This window comes from Streptococcus porcorum (assembly GCF_053203725.1).
On sequence record NZ_JBRUDG010000035.1, the window covers coordinates 1 to 19,457 of the forward strand.

Annotated in this window: 18 protein-coding genes and 1 pseudogene; 17 read left to right on the forward strand and 2 right to left on the reverse strand. The window is 37.8% G+C overall.

What is annotated here, in order from left to right; all coding sequences use genetic code 11:
• Positions 1-285 precede the first annotated feature (285 nt).
• The 9 genes from ACVRWY_RS08110 (at position 286) to celB (ending at position 8,653) form a co-directional block, all read left to right on the forward strand.
• Positions 286-1,617, forward strand: coding sequence for a DUF1958 domain-containing protein (locus tag ACVRWY_RS08110; RefSeq protein WP_354369706.1), 1,332 nt, complete (start codon positions 286-288; stop codon positions 1,615-1,617).
• 110 nt (positions 1,618-1,727) lie between these two features.
• Positions 1,728-3,161 carry a 6-phospho-beta-glucosidase gene (locus ACVRWY_RS08115; protein WP_354369707.1) on the forward strand — a complete coding sequence of 478 codons (1,434 nt, stop codon included), beginning with the start codon at positions 1,728-1,730 and terminating at the stop codon, positions 3,159-3,161.
• A gap of 80 nt (positions 3,162-3,241) precedes the next feature.
• A complete protein-coding gene (locus ACVRWY_RS08120) occupies positions 3,242-3,481 on the forward strand; it encodes an SWEET family sugar transporter (protein WP_354369708.1) in 240 nt (79 codons plus the stop codon).
• A gap of 122 nt (positions 3,482-3,603) precedes the next feature.
• The gene (locus ACVRWY_RS08125; RefSeq protein ID WP_354369709.1) at positions 3,604-3,939 is read left to right on the forward strand and encodes a hypothetical protein; all 336 of its coding nucleotides are present in this window, start codon (positions 3,604-3,606) and stop codon (positions 3,937-3,939) included.
• Positions 3,940-4,102: 163 nt separating this feature from the next.
• A complete protein-coding gene (locus ACVRWY_RS08130; protein ID WP_354369710.1) occupies positions 4,103-4,423 on the forward strand; it encodes a PTS cellobiose transporter subunit IIB in 321 nt (106 codons plus the stop codon).
• 46 nt (positions 4,424-4,469) lie between these two features.
• A complete protein-coding gene (locus ACVRWY_RS08135; RefSeq protein WP_354369711.1) occupies positions 4,470-6,437 on the forward strand; it encodes a BglG family transcription antiterminator in 1,968 nt (655 codons plus the stop codon).
• A 12-nt stretch (positions 6,438-6,449) separates the two neighbouring features.
• Positions 6,450-6,764 (forward strand): PTS cellobiose transporter subunit IIA, encoded by a 315-nt coding sequence (locus ACVRWY_RS08140; RefSeq protein ID WP_354369712.1) that lies wholly within the window; start codon positions 6,450-6,452, stop codon positions 6,762-6,764.
• Between the two features lie 12 nt (positions 6,765-6,776).
• The gene (locus tag ACVRWY_RS08145) at positions 6,777-7,277 is read left to right on the forward strand and encodes a hypothetical protein (RefSeq protein WP_354369713.1); all 501 of its coding nucleotides are present in this window, start codon (positions 6,777-6,779) and stop codon (positions 7,275-7,277) included.
• Between the two features lie 23 nt (positions 7,278-7,300).
• Positions 7,301-8,653, forward strand: coding sequence for a PTS cellobiose transporter subunit IIC (gene celB, locus ACVRWY_RS08150; RefSeq protein WP_354369714.1), 1,353 nt, complete (start codon positions 7,301-7,303; stop codon positions 8,651-8,653).
• Between the two features lie 63 nt (positions 8,654-8,716).
• Here celB and ACVRWY_RS08155 read toward each other — a convergent pair whose 3' ends face one another.
• Entirely contained in the window at positions 8,717-9,793 is a 1,077-nt protein-coding gene (locus ACVRWY_RS08155) for a M24 family metallopeptidase (RefSeq protein WP_354369715.1), read from the reverse strand.
• A 163-nt stretch (positions 9,794-9,956) separates the two neighbouring features.
• On the opposite strand from ACVRWY_RS08155, the gene ccpA reads away from it, so the two are divergent.
• From ccpA to ACVRWY_RS08185, 6 genes are all read left to right on the forward strand, one after another.
• Positions 9,957-10,958, forward strand: a complete 1,002-nt coding sequence (ccpA, locus tag ACVRWY_RS08160; RefSeq protein ID WP_354369716.1) for a catabolite control protein A — start codon at positions 9,957-9,959, stop codon at positions 10,956-10,958.
• A 182-nt stretch (positions 10,959-11,140) separates the two neighbouring features.
• Positions 11,141-12,139 (forward strand): LTA glycolipid anchor biosynthesis glycosyltransferase, IagA/BgsA family, encoded by a 999-nt coding sequence (locus ACVRWY_RS08165; protein ID WP_354369717.1) that lies wholly within the window; start codon positions 11,141-11,143, stop codon positions 12,137-12,139.
• A 1-nt stretch (position 12,140) separates the two neighbouring features.
• The gene (locus ACVRWY_RS08170; RefSeq protein WP_354369718.1) at positions 12,141-13,475 is read left to right on the forward strand and encodes a glycosyltransferase family 4 protein; all 1,335 of its coding nucleotides are present in this window, start codon (positions 12,141-12,143) and stop codon (positions 13,473-13,475) included.
• Positions 13,476-13,774: 299 nt separating this feature from the next.
• Positions 13,775-14,092: a nucleoside triphosphate pyrophosphohydrolase family protein gene (locus ACVRWY_RS08175; protein ID WP_354369719.1), complete on the forward strand. Its 318-nt coding sequence runs from the start codon at positions 13,775-13,777 to the stop codon at positions 14,090-14,092.
• A 150-nt stretch (positions 14,093-14,242) separates the two neighbouring features.
• Positions 14,243-16,195 (forward strand): threonine--tRNA ligase, encoded by a 1,953-nt coding sequence (gene thrS, locus ACVRWY_RS08180; RefSeq protein ID WP_354369720.1) that lies wholly within the window; start codon positions 14,243-14,245, stop codon positions 16,193-16,195.
• Between the two features lie 205 nt (positions 16,196-16,400).
• Positions 16,401-17,399, forward strand: a complete 999-nt coding sequence (locus tag ACVRWY_RS08185) for a DUF3114 domain-containing protein (RefSeq protein ID WP_354369721.1) — start codon at positions 16,401-16,403, stop codon at positions 17,397-17,399.
• A 16-nt stretch (positions 17,400-17,415) separates the two neighbouring features.
• Here the strand turns inward: ACVRWY_RS08185 and ACVRWY_RS08190 are convergent, their stop codons facing one another.
• Positions 17,416-17,697 (reverse strand): ABC transporter substrate-binding protein, encoded by a 282-nt coding sequence (locus tag ACVRWY_RS08190; RefSeq protein WP_354369722.1) that lies wholly within the window; start codon positions 17,695-17,697, stop codon positions 17,416-17,418.
• A 70-nt stretch (positions 17,698-17,767) separates the two neighbouring features.
• On the opposite strand from ACVRWY_RS08190, the pseudogene tnpA reads away from it, so the two are divergent.
• Both tnpA and ACVRWY_RS08200 read left to right on the forward strand, forming a co-directional pair.
• A pseudogene (tnpA, locus tag ACVRWY_RS08195) lies at positions 17,768-18,239 on the forward strand (IS200/IS605 family transposase).
• Between the two features lie 253 nt (positions 18,240-18,492).
• Positions 18,493-19,278, forward strand: a complete 786-nt coding sequence (locus tag ACVRWY_RS08200) for an ABC transporter ATP-binding protein (RefSeq protein WP_354369723.1) — start codon at positions 18,493-18,495, stop codon at positions 19,276-19,278.
• Positions 19,279-19,457: the final 179 nt, after the last annotated feature.

Below are 19,457 nucleotides of genomic sequence, written 5' to 3' on the forward strand. Positions count from 1 at the left end.
ATATGAACCTTTCTAGAATGATAGTTTAGTCGCTTTTCATTATAGGTCATATGGGACTTTTTTTCTATATTCAAAAAGGCTCCATAATTTCCACGGTGTTCTTACCCACTACAGAAATTATAGAGCCGTCTTTTTCTGTTTTCCAGCCTAAAATTAAAAGGTATACTGCCTCTTTTTTAAGATTAAAAGAAGGGAGAGATAAATAGGATTTTCAAGATTAATACTCTATATTTCTTTACCAAAATATGCTATACTGAGAAAGTATATAAAATTTGGAGAGAAATAATGATAAAGAAGTTAGTTTTTACAAGTTTACTTGTTCTAGGACTGAGTTTTCAAGGCATTGCTCAGGCGGATGAGTTGATGGATATTACCCGTGCAGCTGGTTATGAGGTGAGTGAGGTTAATAGACCTAAATCCTCCATTATTATTGATGCTAACACAGGGGACATACTATGGCAAGATAATCCAGATGAGGTACGTGACCCTGCGAGTATGAGTAAGTTGATGACCTTGTATTTGACTTATGAAGCGATTGAACAAGGGAAATTGTCAGAAGATACGGTCATCACTGCTACAGATGTTGATCAAGCGATTGCTGGTATTTATGCCATTTCTAATAATAAGATTGTGTCAGGGGTTGATTATACTGTTAGTGAGTTGATTACTATGACTGCGGTCCCTTCTTCAAATGTGACGACGGTGATGTTGGCGAATGCGATTTCTGATAATGATCCAGATAAGTTTTTGGATATGATGAATGCCAAATCTCAAGAGCTAGGGATGACTAATACCAAGTGGTTTAACGCTAGTGGTGCAGCAGCGGTTTCGTTTGAAGGCTATTATCTGCCAACGCGTTATGACAATAATGCAGCCAATGAGACGACAGCTAGAGATATGGCAATTTTGAGTGCCAATTTTGTTAAAAAGTATCCACAATTTTTAGATTATACTGATGATCCTGTTGTGACCGTTAAAGCAGGAACACCTTATGAGGAGACCTTTGAAACTTACAATTACTCAGTAGAAGGTGCTTTGTATGGTGTTGAAGGTGTAGATGGCTTAAAGACTGGTTCAAGTCCAAGAGGTGCCTTTAACTATATCGCGACTGCAAAACGAGGTGAGCAACGTCTAGTTGAAGTGATCATGGGAGTGGGTGACTGGTCAGATCAAAATGGTGAATATTATCGTCATCCTTTTGGAAATGCTCTTTTAGAGAAAGCTTATGCCGATTACGAGTATAAAAAGATTTTTTCAAAAGGAGACCATGAGATTGATGGTAAAACTTATCATTTAGAAAAAGATTTTTATGCGACCGTGAAAAAAGGTGAAGAGCCTAAATTACAGGTGAAAGATGGTGTTTTATCCGTCGAAAATGGTCTTGAAAGTGTTAGCCCTAACTTGACAGATACATTAAAAGTTGAAGAAGCGTCCACCAATATTATTGATTCAGCTGCTCAATTAGTGACAGGAAAATCTACTGCTGAGACAAAGGTAACTGATAAGCTCCTTAACAACAAATGGTTATTGGTTCTTATAGGAGGCGTCTTCTTTATCTTGTTGGCAATTGTTTTAGAGGTTATCCGACGTTATAAAAAATCTCGAATGACGAAGTAAAGATCATCCTTTGGGATGGTCTTTTTCCTTATTATTAAGGAAAAAATCAAGGTGGTGGAGGAGAGAAAAATGGATTAAACTAGAGTTATCAGATTCAAGGAGGAAATGTCATGTCTAGATTACCAGATAATTTTTTATGGGGTGGCGCAGTAGCTGCCCATCAACTAGAAGGTGGTTGGCAAGAAGGTGGTAAAGGTCTGAGTGTAGCAGATGTGATGACAGCAGGCCGCCACGGGGTAGCTCGAGAGATTACAGCAGGCGTTGTGGAAGGGAAATACTATCCTAACCATGAGGCGATTGATTTTTATCATCGTTACAAAGAAGATATTGCTTTATTTGCAGAAATGGGCTTTAAATGCTTTAGGACTTCAATAGCTTGGACACGCATTTTTCCAAAAGGGGATGAACAAGAGCCGAATGAAGCAGGTCTTCAATTTTATGATGACTTGTTTGATGAGTGTTTAAAATATGGGATTGAACCTGTTGTAACCTTGTCACATTTTGAACTCCCTTATCATTTGGTGACGGAGTATGGTGGTTTTAGAAATCGTCAGGTGATTGATTTCTTTGTGCGTTTTGCTGAGGTTGTGTTTAAACGCTACAAGGACAAAGTTAAATATTGGATGACCTTTAATGAAATCAATAACCAAGCAAATTATCAAGAGGACTTTGCTCCTTTTACAAACTCTGGTATTGTTTATCAAGAAGGTGAAGATCGTGAAGCGATTATGTACCAAGCTGCCCATTATGAATTGGTGGCTTCGGCTCGTGCTGTTAAAATTGGTCATGACATCAATCCTGATTTTCAGATCGGCTGTATGATTGCCATGTGTCCAATTTATCCTGCGACTTGCCATCCTAAAGATATTTTAATGGCGCAAAAAGCGATGCAAAAACGTTATTACTTTACAGATGTACATGTTTTTGGGCGTTATCCAAAACATATTGTGAAGTACTTAGAGCGTAAAGGGATTTCCTTAGACTTTACTGAGCAAGATCAGAAAGATTTACTAGCAGGTTGTGTGGATTATATTGGTTTTTCTTATTACATGTCTTTTGCTATTGATGCGCATCGTGAAAATAATCCGTATTTTGACTATCTTGAAACAGAAGATTTGGTTAAAAACCCTTATGTTAAGGCATCTGATTGGGAATGGCAGATTGATCCAGAAGGTCTTCGTTACGCACTAAATTGGTTTACCGATGTTTACCGTTTGCCTCTCTTTATTGTGGAAAATGGTTTTGGTGCTATTGATCAAGTAGAAGAAGATGGTATGGTGCATGATGATTATCGCATTGAGTACTTAGGGGCTCATATCAAAGAGATGATTAAGGCTGTTGATGAAGATGGTGTTGATTTGATGGGTTATACGCCATGGGGTTGTATTGACTTAGTTTCGGCTGGTACAGGTGAGATGAGAAAACGGTATGGCTTTATCTATGTTGATAAAGATGATGAGGGACAAGGTAGCTACAAACGCTCACCCAAATTATCATTTAATTGGTATAAGCAAGTCATTGCAAGCAATGGTGAGGAAGTCTAAAGATGAGAAACTTTGTAGGGAATTAATCTCCTTTCCTACAAGGTTTTTCTTATCTATTTTTGTTGATAAGGAGGAGAAAAATGGTTGGATTAGTGGCAGCATTATTAACAACTTTTGGATTTGTTCCACAGGTCATTAAAATTTTTCAGACAAAGGATACTTCGGCAATTTCTCTTGGGATGTATGCCATGACTGTATCTGGTATTGCTTTATGGTTTTGGCATGGTATCAATATTGGTGATATTCCTCTCATGTTGGCAAATGGGGTCAGTCTGTTGTTGACAGGAACCATACTCATCTGTAAATTGAGGTATAAATAACGTGAGTTGACAAAGAGGATAAAAGGGGCTATACTAAAAGAAAACGCTTTCTTTGAGATAAAAGTCGCTTTCACATCCTTTATTCAGAGATTAGAGTTAGCCTAAAGAAAGGAGCCTGTCAGATGGGAGAGTTAGTGTCTTATATTTTAGGAATTGGGATTTTTTTAGTCTTCGCGTGGTTTACTATTTGGTTATATAAAAGGCTGCTAGCGCCTGGTCGTTCGGGGAAAGGAGAGACAACTGTTTATGTTATTCAATTTTTAAATGGTATAGAGGTTCCTGATTTGACAAAGAGTGCTGATATGATGGCTATTCTTGACATTGAAGTGAACAATCAGACTTCTTATGTGGTGGAGAGTTTGGTTAATGATAAAAAGATTCGAGAACTGTTAGCTCAAGAATTTGGTATCCAATCACAAGATGTTTCTGTCTTTACCAAAAATTGGATGCAAGGCTAGAGATGAAAGGAGAACTTGGTGTGCTATCACCGAGTTCTTTTTATGTATAAGGTCATATTTATTTTTTCCTTATTACTAAGGAAAAGCTTACTATTGTCTTTGTAAGTGTTATCATCTATACTAGAACTATCAAAAAGATAACATTATTTCGGAGGATAAACTTATGACAAAAGCATTGATTATTTGTGCAGCAGGGATGTCATCATCTTTGATGGCTAAAAAAACAACTGAGTTTTTAAAATCTAAAGGTCATGATATTGAGGTAGATGCCATTAGTGCTACAGAAGGTGGTAAAGCAATTGCTGCAGCAGATTTTGATCTTTACCTTGTCAGTCCACAGACTAAGATGTTTTTCAAACAATTTCAAGAGGCGGGGCAGAAAGTTGATAAACCTGTTGTCCAAATTCCACCACAAGCTTATATTCCAATTCCTATGGGAATTGAAAAAATGGCTAATTTAATCACAGAAACTCTAGGCGTCTAGGTTAAATTGGTATAAAATAGTTCTTATTGCTATAAAAGGAGAAACGATGTTAAGTCAAAAAGAAAAAAGTATCGCCCAATACTTGTTTCAACATCGAAACCAGTTTGTGACGAGTAAAGAATTGGCAGAACAAGTGAACTGCTCCGACCGTACAGTAAGGACTTATTTAAAATCACTTTCAGAATCTTTTAAAACTCTCGAAGGGGTATCGCTATTTTCTAAACAGGGATATGGTTATCAACTTCAAGTATCTGATGAGGAAGAATTTTTTAACTTAGTCGGTGAAGATTTGGTTAAAGTTGGTCAGAAAAATACCGACATTACAGATCGTCATTACTATATCATCAATAAGTTGATCTTTGAACAAAAAGATATTTTGTTTGATGATTTAGCAGATCAACTCTTTGTGAGTCGTTCAACCTTATCATCAGATATGAAGAAGATTCGTAGGATCTTATCTGATTACCATCTTAACATTAATAGTCGTGCTAATAGAGGGATTTTTGTCGAAGGGGCAGAACACCATAAACGGCGTTTCATCATGGATTACTTTTTTAGTGGTCATTTTATGAAAAACTTTCAAAACTATATCAGTGAGGAAATCTTGAATTTACCCATTAGTTTTGAAGAATTGACCATCGTTGTTTTGGATGAATGCCGAAACGGGAAACTATCTTTATCTGATTTTGTCATTCAAAATTTGGTAGTCCATATTGCGCTTGCTCTAAAACGGGTCATGGACGGATTTCAAATGACTCCTATTTATTTAGATCAAGAGAAATTTGCTCATGAATTGGTGATTGCAAAGCACATAGTCCATCGTTTAGAACGCATGACAGGAATTATTTTTCCAAAAGAAGAGGCAGACTATATTGCCCTACACTTAATTTCAAAAGGGAAGTACAGTACCAAAGAACGTTATCTTGATATTGAACAGAGTTTGCGATCAGACTTAATGTTAGCACTTGAGAGGTGTGATGAACATTATGGTTTAGCTTTTAGTCGAGATTTTACCTTGATTGAGGGATTACTTACCCATATGGAAGTTTTGGTAGAGCGTTTAAAAAATAAGATTCAGCTAAAAAATCCTTTATTAGAAGAGGTGCGATCTCTTTATCAGGAGCCTTTTGAGTTGACGAAAGAATTGGTTAATCAGATTGTTTTCTTTAAGGATTACCACCTGTCAGATGATGAGTTAGCCTATATTGCACTACATTTGATGGCAGCTCTTGAGCGGTATAAAGAAGATAAAAAGGTGAATGTTTTAGTCATCTGTGCAACGGGATATGGTTCTGCACAGATGCTAAAGCATCGCCTACTCAATGAATTGAGTAGGCAGGTTCATGTGGTTGATGTTGTTGGTTATTATGATATCAATGATGACTTGTTGACTGGAGTTGATTTGATTGTCTCCTCAATTGATTTATCCACGTTGGTTTTTAGTGTTCCTGTTGTAACGGTGAGTGTTTTTCTAAAAAGTGAGGATGTTTTAGCCATAAAACAAGTTCTCTCTAGCTTATCAGGAAGTACTTCTAGACCAATCGTTAGTAAAACCAATCAATTGGCTAGTATTTTTGACCAATATTTTTCACCAAATTACTTTCAAGTATTTGAGAAAACAGATAAGGCAGGGGTCTTAAATGCTTTAGTGGACTGTTTTAATGAACAAGAGGAAGTGAGTTACAAGTATCATCTTTTGGATTTGATAATTCAAAGAGAAAAGATGAGTTCAGTTGTCTTTGATCAAGATATAGCCGTTCCTCATCCCTTAAAAGCTTTTGACAAGCAGCATAAGATTGGTGTTGCTGTTGTTAAAAATGGGCTAGACTGGGATGAGCAGTTTCATCACATTAAATTAGTTTTTCTGGTCTCACCTTCCGTACATGATAATGATGGTTTGTCAGACTTAACCCAACTTTTAGTTCGTCTCACTGAGCGGTCTGATATTAAGGAAAAAATGATTCACTCTCAGTCCTATGAGGAATTTAAACAGTTATTCTTATCCATTATATAGAAAGGTTGTTTTATGAATACAGAGGAATTGCAAGTTGTTGCTTTTGAAATTATTCTAAGTAGCGGTAACGCCAGAAGTCTTGTCCATGAAGCCTTTGGCTTTATGAGAGAAGGGCAGTATGAAGAAGCCAAGCAAAAGTTAGAAGATGCCAATACAGAGCTATTAGCAGCCCATCATGCACAGACGTCACTGCTACAAAATTATGCTAGTGGTGTGGAGATTAAGATAGAAATCATTATGGTGCACGCGCAAGATCACTTGATGACCACTATGACCTTACGAGAGGTAGCGCTAGAGATGCTAGCTTTGTATCAAAAAATAGCTTAGGAGGATAAAAAGATGAGTCAAAAAACTAAAACTATTGATGCAAAAACCTTAAAACGTCAGCAAATTGAAAAAAATAATGCCTTCAATCGTTTTATGCTTTTTAGATACTCATTAGCCATTTTCTTCTTTGCTAATCTTTACTGGTTATTGATCTTAGCTTATAAAACGAGCTTCTTGATGTTGGCTCCGACCTTATTATTATTCCTACAGATTTTGGCCTGTTCAGAGCAGGTCAGACTATATGGGAATAAGGTTGTTCGACTAAAACAAACGAAGCTAGCTTTACAAGCTCAAGGGATCATTAACCTTGTCTTGTTGGTATTACTATCTTTCAATTTTGGTAGGGTTGTCTTTCCTATTTTTTCAGACCAATGGCAAGCTCGTCTATTTTTGATAGGTCTTCAAATGTTAGGTCTTATATTGATTAGAATCAATCTTCACCGTATCACTGAGATTAAAGAAGATAGAGATACTTATTACCACCGTTTTCAAAAGATACAACAATTTTACTAAATATTTAGAAGGAGATTTCTAATATGGAAGAACAAAACGGATTATTTGGTTTCCTTGAAAAATACTTAATGGGACCAATGGGAAAAATTGCACAGTATAAAGTTGTTCGGGCTATCACAGCTGCAGGGATGGCGGCAGTACCTTTTACGATTGTCGGATCAATGTTTCTCGTCTTTAGTATTTTACCTCTAGCCTTTTCATTCTGGCCTGTAGTGGGGGATATCTTTGATGCCTCATTTAATAAGTTCACCAGTCTTTATATGGTCGCTAATACAGCAACTATGGGATGTTTATCTCTTTACTTTAACTTGGTTATTGGCTATGAACTCACTAAGATTTATGCTGAGGAAGAAGGTTTGAACCTAACACCAATTAATGGTGCGCTCCTATCTCTTTTCGCCTTTATCATGACAGTGCCACAGATTGTGTTTAAAGATGGTGTGATGTCTGCCATTCATACATTGGATGCGGATGGAACCATTGTTGTAGATGGATGGCAAATGGGTGGTGGTGTTGCTCGTTTTGGAACAACAGGTATTTTTACAGCTATCCTCATGGCGATTGCAGCAGTTTTACTTTACCGCCTTTGTGTGAAGAATAACTGGGTTATTAAAATGCCTGATTCAGTACCAGAAGGTGTTTCTCGTGGTTTTACAGCTTTGATTCCAAGTTTTGTCGTGGCTTTCTTTATGATTGCGGTTAATGGTATCTTAGTTGCTTCGGGAACCGATATCTTTAAAGTGATTGCCATTCCATTTGGATTCGTTGCTAATTTAACAAACTCATGGATTGGTTTAGTCATTATTTATCTTTTGACACAAGCTCTTTGGATTGTTGGGATTCATGGTGCTAATATTATCTTTGCTTTTGTTAGTCCCATTGCACTGGCTAATATGGCAGCTAATGCAGACGGTGCTCGCTTTATCGTCGCAGGTGAATTTTCAAATATGTATGTCATTGCAGGTGGATCTGGTGCTACTTTGGGGCTATGTATTTGGCTTGCAACACGTGCCAAATCAGAGCAACTAAGTGCTATTGGTAAAGCTTCTATTGTACCAGGCATCTTTAATATCAATGAGCCGCTGATCTTTGGTCTTCCAATTATCTACAATCCTGCACTAGCTATTCCATTTATGCTTGCACCGATTGCATCTGCAACAGTTTACTATTTTGCTATGAAGCTCAATCTTGTAAACGCTGTTATTGCACAAGTACCATGGCCAACACCAGTTGGAATAGGTGCTTTTCTTGGAACAGCTGACTGGCGTGCGATTATCTTATCCTTGTTGTGTGCCTTAACAGCCTTTCTTATCTACTATCCATTTGTTCGTGCCTATGACAAAAAATTAGTAGCAGAAGAACAAGGGCTTGGTTAGACTAGGCGCCAGTATAAAATGAAAAAGCAACGAAGCGAAAATCGTTGCTTTTTTATTAGGTAATTAATATCGAAGGAGTGTTTTTGGGGTTTTAGTAAAGGTTTCAAAGCCAGTTTTGGTCACATAGCCACAATCTTCAATGCGGACACCTACTTTTCCTGGGATATAGATTCCTGGCTCTACTGAGAAACACATGCCTTCTTGGATAACAAGATCATTTCCCTCCATAATAGATGGGAATTCATGGACATCCATTCCGATGCCATGTCCAAGTCGATGGTTGAAATATTCTCCGTAACCAGCTTTCTCAATGACCTCGCGTGCAGCTTGATCGACTTGACTAGCTGTAACACCAGGTTTGATAAAGTCTTGGGCGGCTAGTTGGGCTTCTAAACAGAGGTGATAAATCTCTTCTTTAAAAGTATCAGGTTTACCAACAGCCACCGTTCGCGTCATATCAGACATATAGCCATTAGCTGAGATACCGAGGTCAAAAAGTAGAAGCGCATCATTTTCAATAGGATTGTCTGCTGGAATACCATGAGGATTAGCAGCATTAGTCCCTGTTAAGACCATGGTTTCAAAACTCATATCGTAACCTAAACGTTTCATTTCATATTCGATTTTGGCAACAATATCTGTTTCTGTTTGTTCAAGAGAAATAGCATCAAAACCAATAGAAACAGCTTTATCTGCGAGTTGACCAGCAAAGAGCATTTTGTCAATTTCATCTGAGGACTTCAATAAACGCATTTGATTGAGATAAGGTGTGAGGTTGACAAATTCAGATGAAAAAACACTTTCTAATCCTCTAAACTTAGTCAGGTTAAGGTGATCAAACTCAAGAGCAACTTGTTGGAAATCTGTTTTTGGCAGAACAGCCTTAATCTTTTCCCAAGCATTTTCAGAATCAACATAACCTACGACAGGAAAATTAACAGTTTGACGAGCACGCGCTACATCTAATTCTGGTAGAAAAAGTAGCGGCTCTTTTTGAGAGATGACAAAAAGATACATATGTCTTTCATGAGGATCACCATAGTAGCCTGTGAGATAGTTGATAGAAACAGGATCAGAGATTACCGCACAAGCAATCTGATTTGCTTCAAGTGAGTGGAGTAGTTGCGTAATTTTAGACATAACATTACCTTCCTTTTGTCTTCTATTTTTTCAAAAAAATACTGAAAAATCAAGTGTTTGATGATTTTTTCAAAGATTTTCATTTGTTTTGCTTGAAAGTGTTTTCAAAAGGTGGTATTATAATTATGAAAGCATGATTTTCAGAATAGAAAGGATGTCGCTTATGAACACTGATGAAACTATTACTATTTATGATGTTGCTCGTGAAGCGGGTGTTTCTATGGCAACTGTTAGCCGTGTTGTTAATGGAAACAAAAATGTAAAAGAAAATACACGAAAGAAGGTCCTTGAGGTTATTGAGCGCTTGGATTATCGTCCAAACGCTGTGGCAAGAGGTTTAGCAAGTAAAAAGACAACAACAGTTGGGGTAGTTATCCCTAATATTGCTAATAGTTATTTTTCAACTTTAGCGCGTGGGATTGATGATATTGCTGCCATGTACAAGTATAATATCGTTTTGGCTTCTAGTGATGAAGATGACGATAAAGAAGTCAATGTTGTAAATACCTTGTTTGCTAAACAGGTTGATGGTATTATTTTTATGGGTTATCATCTAACAGACAAAATTAGAGCAGAGTTTTCACGCTCTCGTACGCCTGTTGTTTTGGCTGGAACGGTTGATTTAGATCATCAATTGCCAAGTGTTAATATTGATTATGGGCAAGCGGTAAAAGATGTGATTGCTATTTTAGCTGAAAATCATCAGAAAATTGCCTTTGTTTCAGGTCCTTTAATTGACGATATTAATGGTAAGATTCGTTTGACAGGATATAAGGACGGTTTGAAAGTTAATCAATTAGATTTTAGTGAAGGGTTAGTTTTTGAAGCGAAGTACCGTTATGATGAAGGTTTTGAATTAGCAGAGCGTGTGGTAAATTCAGGTGCAACGGCAGCCTATGTCACTTCTGATGAATTAGCAGCGGGTCTTCAAAATGGTCTTTTTGCGATGGGTAAATCTGTCCCAGAAGATTTTGAAATCATTACAAGTAATGATTCCCCAATTACAAAATATACTCGTCCTAACCTCTCGACTATTAGCCAACCTGTTTATGATTTAGGGGCAATTAGTATGAGGATGTTGACTAAAATCATGAACAAAGAAGAATTAGACGAAAAAGAGATTATCTTAAATCACGGCATCACTAAACGTGGTTCAACAAAGTAAAGAGTTCGCTTCATTTCCAACCTCAAGCTGTCATTTAGACAGTTTGAGGTGTTCGGTGATGGGAGGAAAATAGTCCAGTAACTATTTTAACCCTGACCGATATGTTTGGAAGTGAGGGAGCTCTTTTTATTGTCTTTTCGTATTGGGATGAATTTTAGATAAAAATAAGATATAATAGCAATATGAAGATTTTACTGTATCTAGAGGCGGAACATTATTTAAGAAAGTCAGGAATTGGTCGTGCCATTAAACATCAAGAGCGTGCCCTATCTCTTAAAGAGATTCCTTATACCACCAATCCAGAAGAGGAATATGATATTGTTCATATCAATACCTATGGGTTTAAAAGCTGGCGTTTAATGGACAGAGCTAAAAAGGCTGGCAAAAAGGTTATCATGCATGGGCATTCTACGGAAGAAGATTTTAGAAATTCCTTTATTGGAAGTAACCTGTTAGCACCTTTATTTAGACGCTACCTTTGTCATTTTTATCATAAAGCAGATTTTATCATTACTCCGACACCCTATTCTAAAGAGTTAATTACTGGCTATGGTGTGAAAACTCCCATTGAAGCAGTATCTAATGGGATTGATTTGAGCCGTTATCAAAAAGATTCAGCTAAAGAGGAGGCTTTTCGTTCTTACTTTAATATCAAGCCGAACGAAAAAGTAGTGATTTGCGCAGCCCTTTATTTTAAAAGAAAAGGAATTGAAGATTTTGTCAAAGTGGCAGAACAAATGCCTCATGTTCGTTTTATTTGGTTTGGTGAAACGAATAAATGGGTTATTCCAGCTAAGATTAGACGAATCGTCACAAAGCACCATCCTTCTAATGTGACGTTTGCAGGTTACATCAAAGGAGATGTTTTTGAAGGGGCTATGAGTGGAGCTGATGCGTTCTTTTTCCCCTCTTATGAGGAGACAGAAGGTATCGTTGTCTTAGAGGCATTAGCGAGTCATCAGCATACTGTTTTACGAGATATCCCTGTTTATGAGGGGTGGTTAGATGAAACAGCGACGGTATTTGGTAAGGATGTTGAGGATTTTGTGGCAGCTTTATCTGCTATTTTAGCGGGAGAAGTAGATAAGAGAAAAGAAGGTTACCGAGTCGCAGAAAGTCGTAGTATTGAGCGAATTGCGGATCAATTAGGTACAGTTTATCAAAAAGTCATGGAGTTATAAGATGAGGATAGGTCTTTTTACAGATACTTATTTTCCACAGGTATCAGGTGTGGCATCAAGTATTCGAACGTTAAAACAAGAGTTAGAAAAACTAGGCCACGACGTTTATATTTTTACTACTACTGATAAGCATTTAAAACATGGTGAAGATGAAACCATTATCCGATTGCCTAGTGTTCCTTTTATTTCGTTTACAGATCGTCGAGTAGTTTATCGAGGCATTATGTCATCTTATCGGATCGCTAAAAAATATCAGTTGGACATTATTCACACTCAAACAGAGTTTGGTATGGGCTTGTTAGGGAAAATGATAGGGAGAGCCTTGAGAATTCCTGTTATTCACACCTATCATACGCAATATGAAGACTATGTTCACTATTTTGCTAAGGGTAAGGTGATCACACCAAGTATGGTCAAGTATATTGTGCGAGGTTACCTTAACGATTTAGACGGTGTGATTTGTCCCAGTCGTATTGTCTTAAATGTTCTTGATGACTATGCGGTTAAAATTCCTAAGAAGATTATTCCAACAGGAATAGAATTAGAGAAATATTTACGTCCAGATATTACGGAAGAATCCTGTTTACAATTGCGAGATGAATTGGGGCTTACAAGTGATGAGACGATGTTACTTAGTCTTTCACGTATCTCCTATGAAAAAAATATTCAGGCTATTTTAACCGCTCTTCCAGAAGTCCTAACACAAAATGAAAACATCAAACTTGTCATTGTAGGCGATGGTCCATATCTGTCAGAGTTGAAAGATTTAGCCACTCAATTGGAGATAACCGAGCATGTTATCTTTACTGGTATGATTAATCCAGATGAGACTGCTCGATATTATAAAGCGGCTGATTTCTTTATCAGTGCTTCAACTAGTGAGACACAGGGGTTGACTTATACAGAAAGTTTAGCAAGTGGTACTCCGATTATTGCTCATAGTAATCCATATCTAGCTGATTTAATTGACGATGCTATGTTTGGTTTGCTGTACCATCATCAGTCAGATTTATCTGATGCCATATTAGATGCTTTGATTATGACACCGAAAAAATCTGAGGCTAAGTGGCAAGAGAAATTATACGCGATTTCTGCTGAAAATTTTGGAAAATCTGTTTATGCCTTTTACCAGGATTGTATTATTTCTAAAAAGATGCGAGAGCGTGATAAGCTAACGTTTACAGTGGCAGGGAGCTTGGAAGACCGATCCTTGAAATTAGCCAAGCAAACAGTTACCTTGCCTAAGAGAGCGATGAAACAGACTGCTAAAACATCTGTCAAAGTGGTCAAAGCACCCGTTAGGCTAGTCAAATCTATTCAAGATTTTCTAGATTAGGGATTTGTCACCTGATATAGAATTGATGTGATAAAAAGCTTGAAAAATGTTCTTTGTATGCTATAATAACACTTAGAGACTTATCAATTCTAGGAAATCTTTGAGAGAGTGTGCGGTCGGTGCAAGCACATGGAGGATAGGATTGACACTACTCGGTATGATTTTATGCAAACATAAAAGGGTGGTTCCCTTATAGCCAATCTGAGGTAGTCAGGCTTTTTAGCTTGGCTGTGAATGAAGGTGGAACCACGTTGCGACGTCCTTTTTCTAGGACGTCGTATTTTTTTTGAGGAGGAATGATGCTACCTGATGACTTATTAAGACGATGTCAAGATGTGCGTCGTGCTTACAGAGAGTTGGAACTCAAGCACCACGACAAAGAGTGGTCCATTGAGGAAGACCTCTTGGCTCTTACCAATGATATTGGCAATATGAATCGTCTCATTATGACTAAGCAGGGTCGGTACTATGATGAAACGCCCTATAGCTTGGAGCATAAAATGGCTGAAAATATCTGGTGGTTGATTGAGCTGGCTGACCGCCTGGATATTGATATTCAAAAAGAAATGGAAACCTTTTTAACTCAAAAAGAAGAGTTATTAGGGATTAAAAAATAAAAAATAGAAAGGACTAGGGTCTCCGTATTTGGTTGAACTGAATACGGGATACGGACTGGGGCAAAAAGATAAACGAGAACTAGATGCTTGCGTCGTCGTTCTGTTTCCTATTTTGTCTGTGTCCGCTTAAGGCCCTTTATATCTTATATTATGATTAACATTACTTTCCCAGATGGTGCTATTCGTGAGTACCAAGCTGGCGTGACAACTTTTGAGATTGCTGAGAGCATTAGCAAGTCTTTGGCGAAAAAAGCGCTTGCTGGTAAGTTCAATGGTAAATTGATTGACACTACTCGTGCTATTGAAGAGGATGGCACGCTTGAAATCGTAACGCCTGATCATGAGGATGCCTTGGATATTTTGCGTCACTCAGCGGCTCACTTATTTGCTCAAGCGGCTCGCCGTCTTTTTCCAGACATCAAGTTGGGGGTTGGTCCAGCTATTCAGGATGGTTTTTATTACGATACGGATAACAGCGAAGGGCAAATCTCAAATGAAGATTTGGCAAAAATTGAAGATGAAATGCGTCAAATTGTTAAGGAAAATTTCCCATCAGAACGCCGTGAAGTTTCAAAAGACGAGGCGCGTGAGATTTTTAAAAATGATCCCTACAAGCTTGAGTTGATTGAGGAACATTCTGATGATGAAGGTGGTTTGACCATTTATACGCAAGGTGAGTACGTTGACCTTTGCCGTGGGCCACATGTTCCCTCAACAGGTCGCATTCAAGTTTTCCAACTCTTAAATGTTGCGGGTGCTTATTGGCGTGGTAAGAGTGAAAATCCAATGATGCAACGTGTTTATGGGACAGCTTGGTTTGACAAAAAAGACCTTAAAAAATACATTCAAATGCGTGAAGAAGCTAAAGAACGTGACCACCGTAAACTTGGTAAGGAATTGGATCTCTTTATGATTAGCCAAGAAGTTGGTCAAGGATTGCCATTCTGGTTGCCAAATGGAGCGACTATCCGTCGTACTCTGGAACGTTACATCACAGATAAGGAATTGGCTTCAGGCTACCAGCACGTTTACACACCACCATTGGCTTCGGTTGAGCTTTATAAGACCTCAGGTCACTGGGAGCATTATTCAGAAGACATGTTCCCAACTATGGACATGGGGGATGGTGAAGAGTTTGTGCTACGTCCGATGAACTGCCCGCACCACATCCAAGTCTATAAAAACCATGTGCGTTCTTACCGTGAATTGCCTGTGCGTATTGCGGAGCTGGGTATGATGCACCGCTATGAAAAATCTGGATCTCTTACTGGTTTGCAGCGAGTGCGTGAGATGACACTTAACGATGGTCATATTTTTGTCACACCTGAGCAAATCCAAGAAGAGTTCAAAAAAGCTCTCCAGTTGATTATCGATGTGTACGCAGATTTCAACTTAAACGACTACCGTTTCCGCCTGTCTTATCGTGATCCAGAGGATAAAGAAAAGTACTTTGACAACGATGAGATGTGGGAAAATGCCCAACGTATGTTGAAGGGTGCCATGGATGAAATGGGCGTAGAATACTTTGAAGCAGAAGGTGAAGCAGCTTTCTATGGTCCGAAATTGGATATCCAAGTGAAAACTGCCCTTGGTAATGAAGAAACCCTATCAACTATTCAGTTGGACTTCCTCTTGCCAGAACGTTTTGGTTTGACCTATATTGGTGCTGATGGTGAAGAGCACCGCCCAGTCATGATCCACCGTGGTGTTATCTCGACTATGGAGCGCTTCACTGCCATCTTGATTGAAACCTATAAGGGTGCTTTCCCAACTTGGTTGGCGCCAACGCAAGTAACACTTATTCCAGTGTCAAATGAAGCTCATACAGATTATGCTTGGGAGGTTGCCAAACGTTTGCGTGATCATGGTGTTCGTGCGGAAGTGGATGAGCGTAATGAGAAAATGCAATTCAAGATTCGTGCATCACAAACCAGCAAAATTCCATACCAGCTCATTGTTGGTGATAAGGAAATGGAAGATAATGCAGTCAACGTCCGTCGTTATGGTAGCAAACAAACACATACTGAATCAGTTGACGAGTTTGTGAACACGATTTTAGCGGATATTGCCCGTAAATCTCGTGTGACTTCTGAGGACGATTAACCACAGAAAAAAAGCTAATAAAATCATATTTAGATTGAAGAAGTAGTCCTTTATGGAATACTTTTCTTCAATCTATTTTTATTACGGTTTATCCCTAGTAACCAAAAATGTTTAGCAGGCTTGAAATGGTGAGAGCTAATGAAGGATTTTTTACTTTTTTTGTGAAAAGCTTTATAATGAAAATAAGTGATTCGGGAGGGAAGTTTTGAGAAATTTACTGAAACAAAAACAGATTCTTAAGTGTTTGTTAGACTATGGTTGGCCACCAAACTTGGTTTCTACTTTTTTTGATCATTATCGGCATCACGAATATTTTGAGGAGGTGATGTTGGTTGGCTCTCCTTCCTTTAAGGCTCTTTGGGATCTAGCGCAACCTCGATCTTCAAAAGAAGCCAAGAATTTACTTCAAATTTTGCTTAAACAGCTAGATTTTCCAGAAGAATTATCAGGAAAAGATGAGGAAGTGAGACAATTATTGAGAGGTTTTTCATCCGATTTATCACCTCATGATAGGTTTTGGAAAAGCTTGGCACAATGTGTTCAGTTAGCCTTTCCTAAGGAGAGTTTAAGTCAACAGGGGCTTTTAGAAAAAAAGATACATCAATGTCGTTATCTGATTTCTCTTCAACAATCTCAGTGGGTTAGAGACCACTATGGTAAAGAAACTCAAACCGATCGTGAAGCCCTCTTGTCTTATCTAAAGAGTGTAAAAATAAAGTCTCCATATTTGAGAAGACGGCAACCTTATACGTTTAAAGAGTCTTCTCGACTACACAATAAATTAGCCATAAAAAATGGTCAGCTTTATTATCCAGATGGAAAATCTCAGATAAACCTTAAAATCTTGCTTGATTTTCATACGGAGTTTATTCTATCTCAGGATGGGGATTTTCTTGATGTTATGACTCCACAAAAACAGACAGAAAATGGTGTGATTAATGGAGCTAGTTTTAATTATGCCTATCGAAATGATGCTTTACATCGAGCATTGGATGTCCATCCTATTGAGCATCATGATCCCTTGTTTCGAAAAAAAACTTGTCACGGTTTTCGCTCTCCCAAACTAGTCTTTTCTATTGGTCAAAAAGATTGGGAGAGAAGTTATTTTAATCGCAAAGGTCTCTACGCCCAATCGGGCAAATCCCTTGAAAAATGTGTCAGAGAAAAAGGAAAACAAATGAAAAAGCTACTCAATCAGATTTGATTGGGTAGCTTTTGCGCTAGTTTATCCAGTTATCTTCAATTTGATCCATAATCTTCTCTTGAGAAACGACACCAAATCCTAGCATCCAAGTGGAATAGTCCGCATAGATAACTTTTTTATTTTTGACGGCAGTCAGGTCTTGCCAGATAGCTGATTCTTTGACTTTGTCTTCTAGTAAGTCTTTACTATCAGCTTGGACAATCATCAAATCAGGGTTCAGCTCTTTTATTATGGCTTCGAGCCAGTTTTTCTCGTAGAGAAAAATAAGAAAACCACCAGCTATGCTGGTGGCTGACAAGGCTTTGAGTTTCCATTTCTTTTTCCTGTTATAATCTAATTGTTCAGGTTAGATAAAGGAGGAAAAAGAAATGGCTAAAACCAGTTACAGTTTATCACATACCAAATGGATGTGCTCTATCACATAGTTTTCACACCTAAGTACCGGAGAAAATCCATTTACTACAAAATTAGACAGGACTTAATTGATATTTTCCGTCATCTATGTCAATACAAAGGCGTGGAAATCATTGAGGGACACATGATGCCAGACCATGTTCATATGCTTGTCTTGATACCCCCAAAACTTTCGATTTCCGATTTTATGGGATATTTGAAAAGCAAAAGTGCTCTAATGATATTTGATAAACATGCTGATTTAAAATATAAGTATGGAAATCGAAAGTTTTGGGGCAGAGGCTACTATGTTAGTACCGTTGGGCTGAACGAAAAGACAGTTGCGAAATACATTCGCGATCAGGAGAAAAATGACATTGCACTTGATTCTTGAGTGTCAAAGAGTATGAAGATCCATTTTCAGATGGCAGTTTTAGAACAAGATAAAAGCCCGTTGTTACAGGCATTAGTCAAGTAATTATAGCACTAACCTGAACGAAGTTCAGCGAACGTCTTTAGATGTCGCTGGAGAGAAACGGCTTATAGCCGGTGTACAAGCCACCCGTTTTCACGGGTGGTTATGACTAAGTGATTTATTAGCTCACTATGCTTTTTCTACTGTTTTACCAACTAATATTTTTCTTGGATTTTTTGGTGCTCTAGGATTTATCATTATTTTATTGAAAAGAAGGAGTGAATAATGGGGATTTCAGTCTCAAACCTCAATTTTTTCTACGACAAAAAACAAATTTTACAGGATATTTCTCTTGAAATAGAAGAGGGGCAACTCATTGCTTTGATTGGACCAAATGGATCAGGGAAATCAACTTTATTAAAGAGTATGCTACATTTAGAAAAACCGACATCTGGTTTCACCTGTATTGACGGTGCTAAGATTGATCGGTTAAGCCACAGGGAGAGAGCGAAAGTTGTCGCTTTTTTATCGCAATTTCCTAACCTTCAAGACCATATGACAGTCGAAGATTTAGTAGGTCTAGGCCGACAGCATAATAAACGTCTTTTTTCCTCATTGAGTGGTGAGGATTTAGAATTATGTCGAAAAGCTATTGACTGGGTTGATATGACATCTTATCAAAAGGCATCTGTTTTATCTTTAAGCGGTGGACAAAAGCAGCGTGCTTTTTTAGCAATGGTTTTGGCACAGGATACGAAGTATATCTTTCTTGATGAGCCAACCTCCTATCTAGACATTCATCATCAAATTGAGTTTATAGAGTTATTGAAAAGATTACAAAAAGAATATCATAAAACTATTGTGTTAGTCTTACATGACCTTTCTCTTGTTTCTAAATACGCTGACTATATTATTACCTTAAAAGAGGGGCAGATTTATTCTGCAGGTAAGGTCAAGCAAGTCTTCACAGAGGAGATGTTATGGGACGTTTTTCGGGTTTGTGCAACCATTTGTCCTATAAAAGATAGTAGCCAGATGATGAGTTATGATTTTAGAAAGAGATCAGAATAAGAAAAAATATCGTATAAAAAATAAGCTAGGTGCAATGACCTAGCTTATTTTTTAGGCTCTATAATTTCTGTAGTGGGTAAGAACACCGTGGAAATTATGGAGCCTTTTTGAATATAGAAAAAGGTCCCATATGACCTATAATGAAAAGCGACGAAACTCACATTAGAAAGGGTTCATAT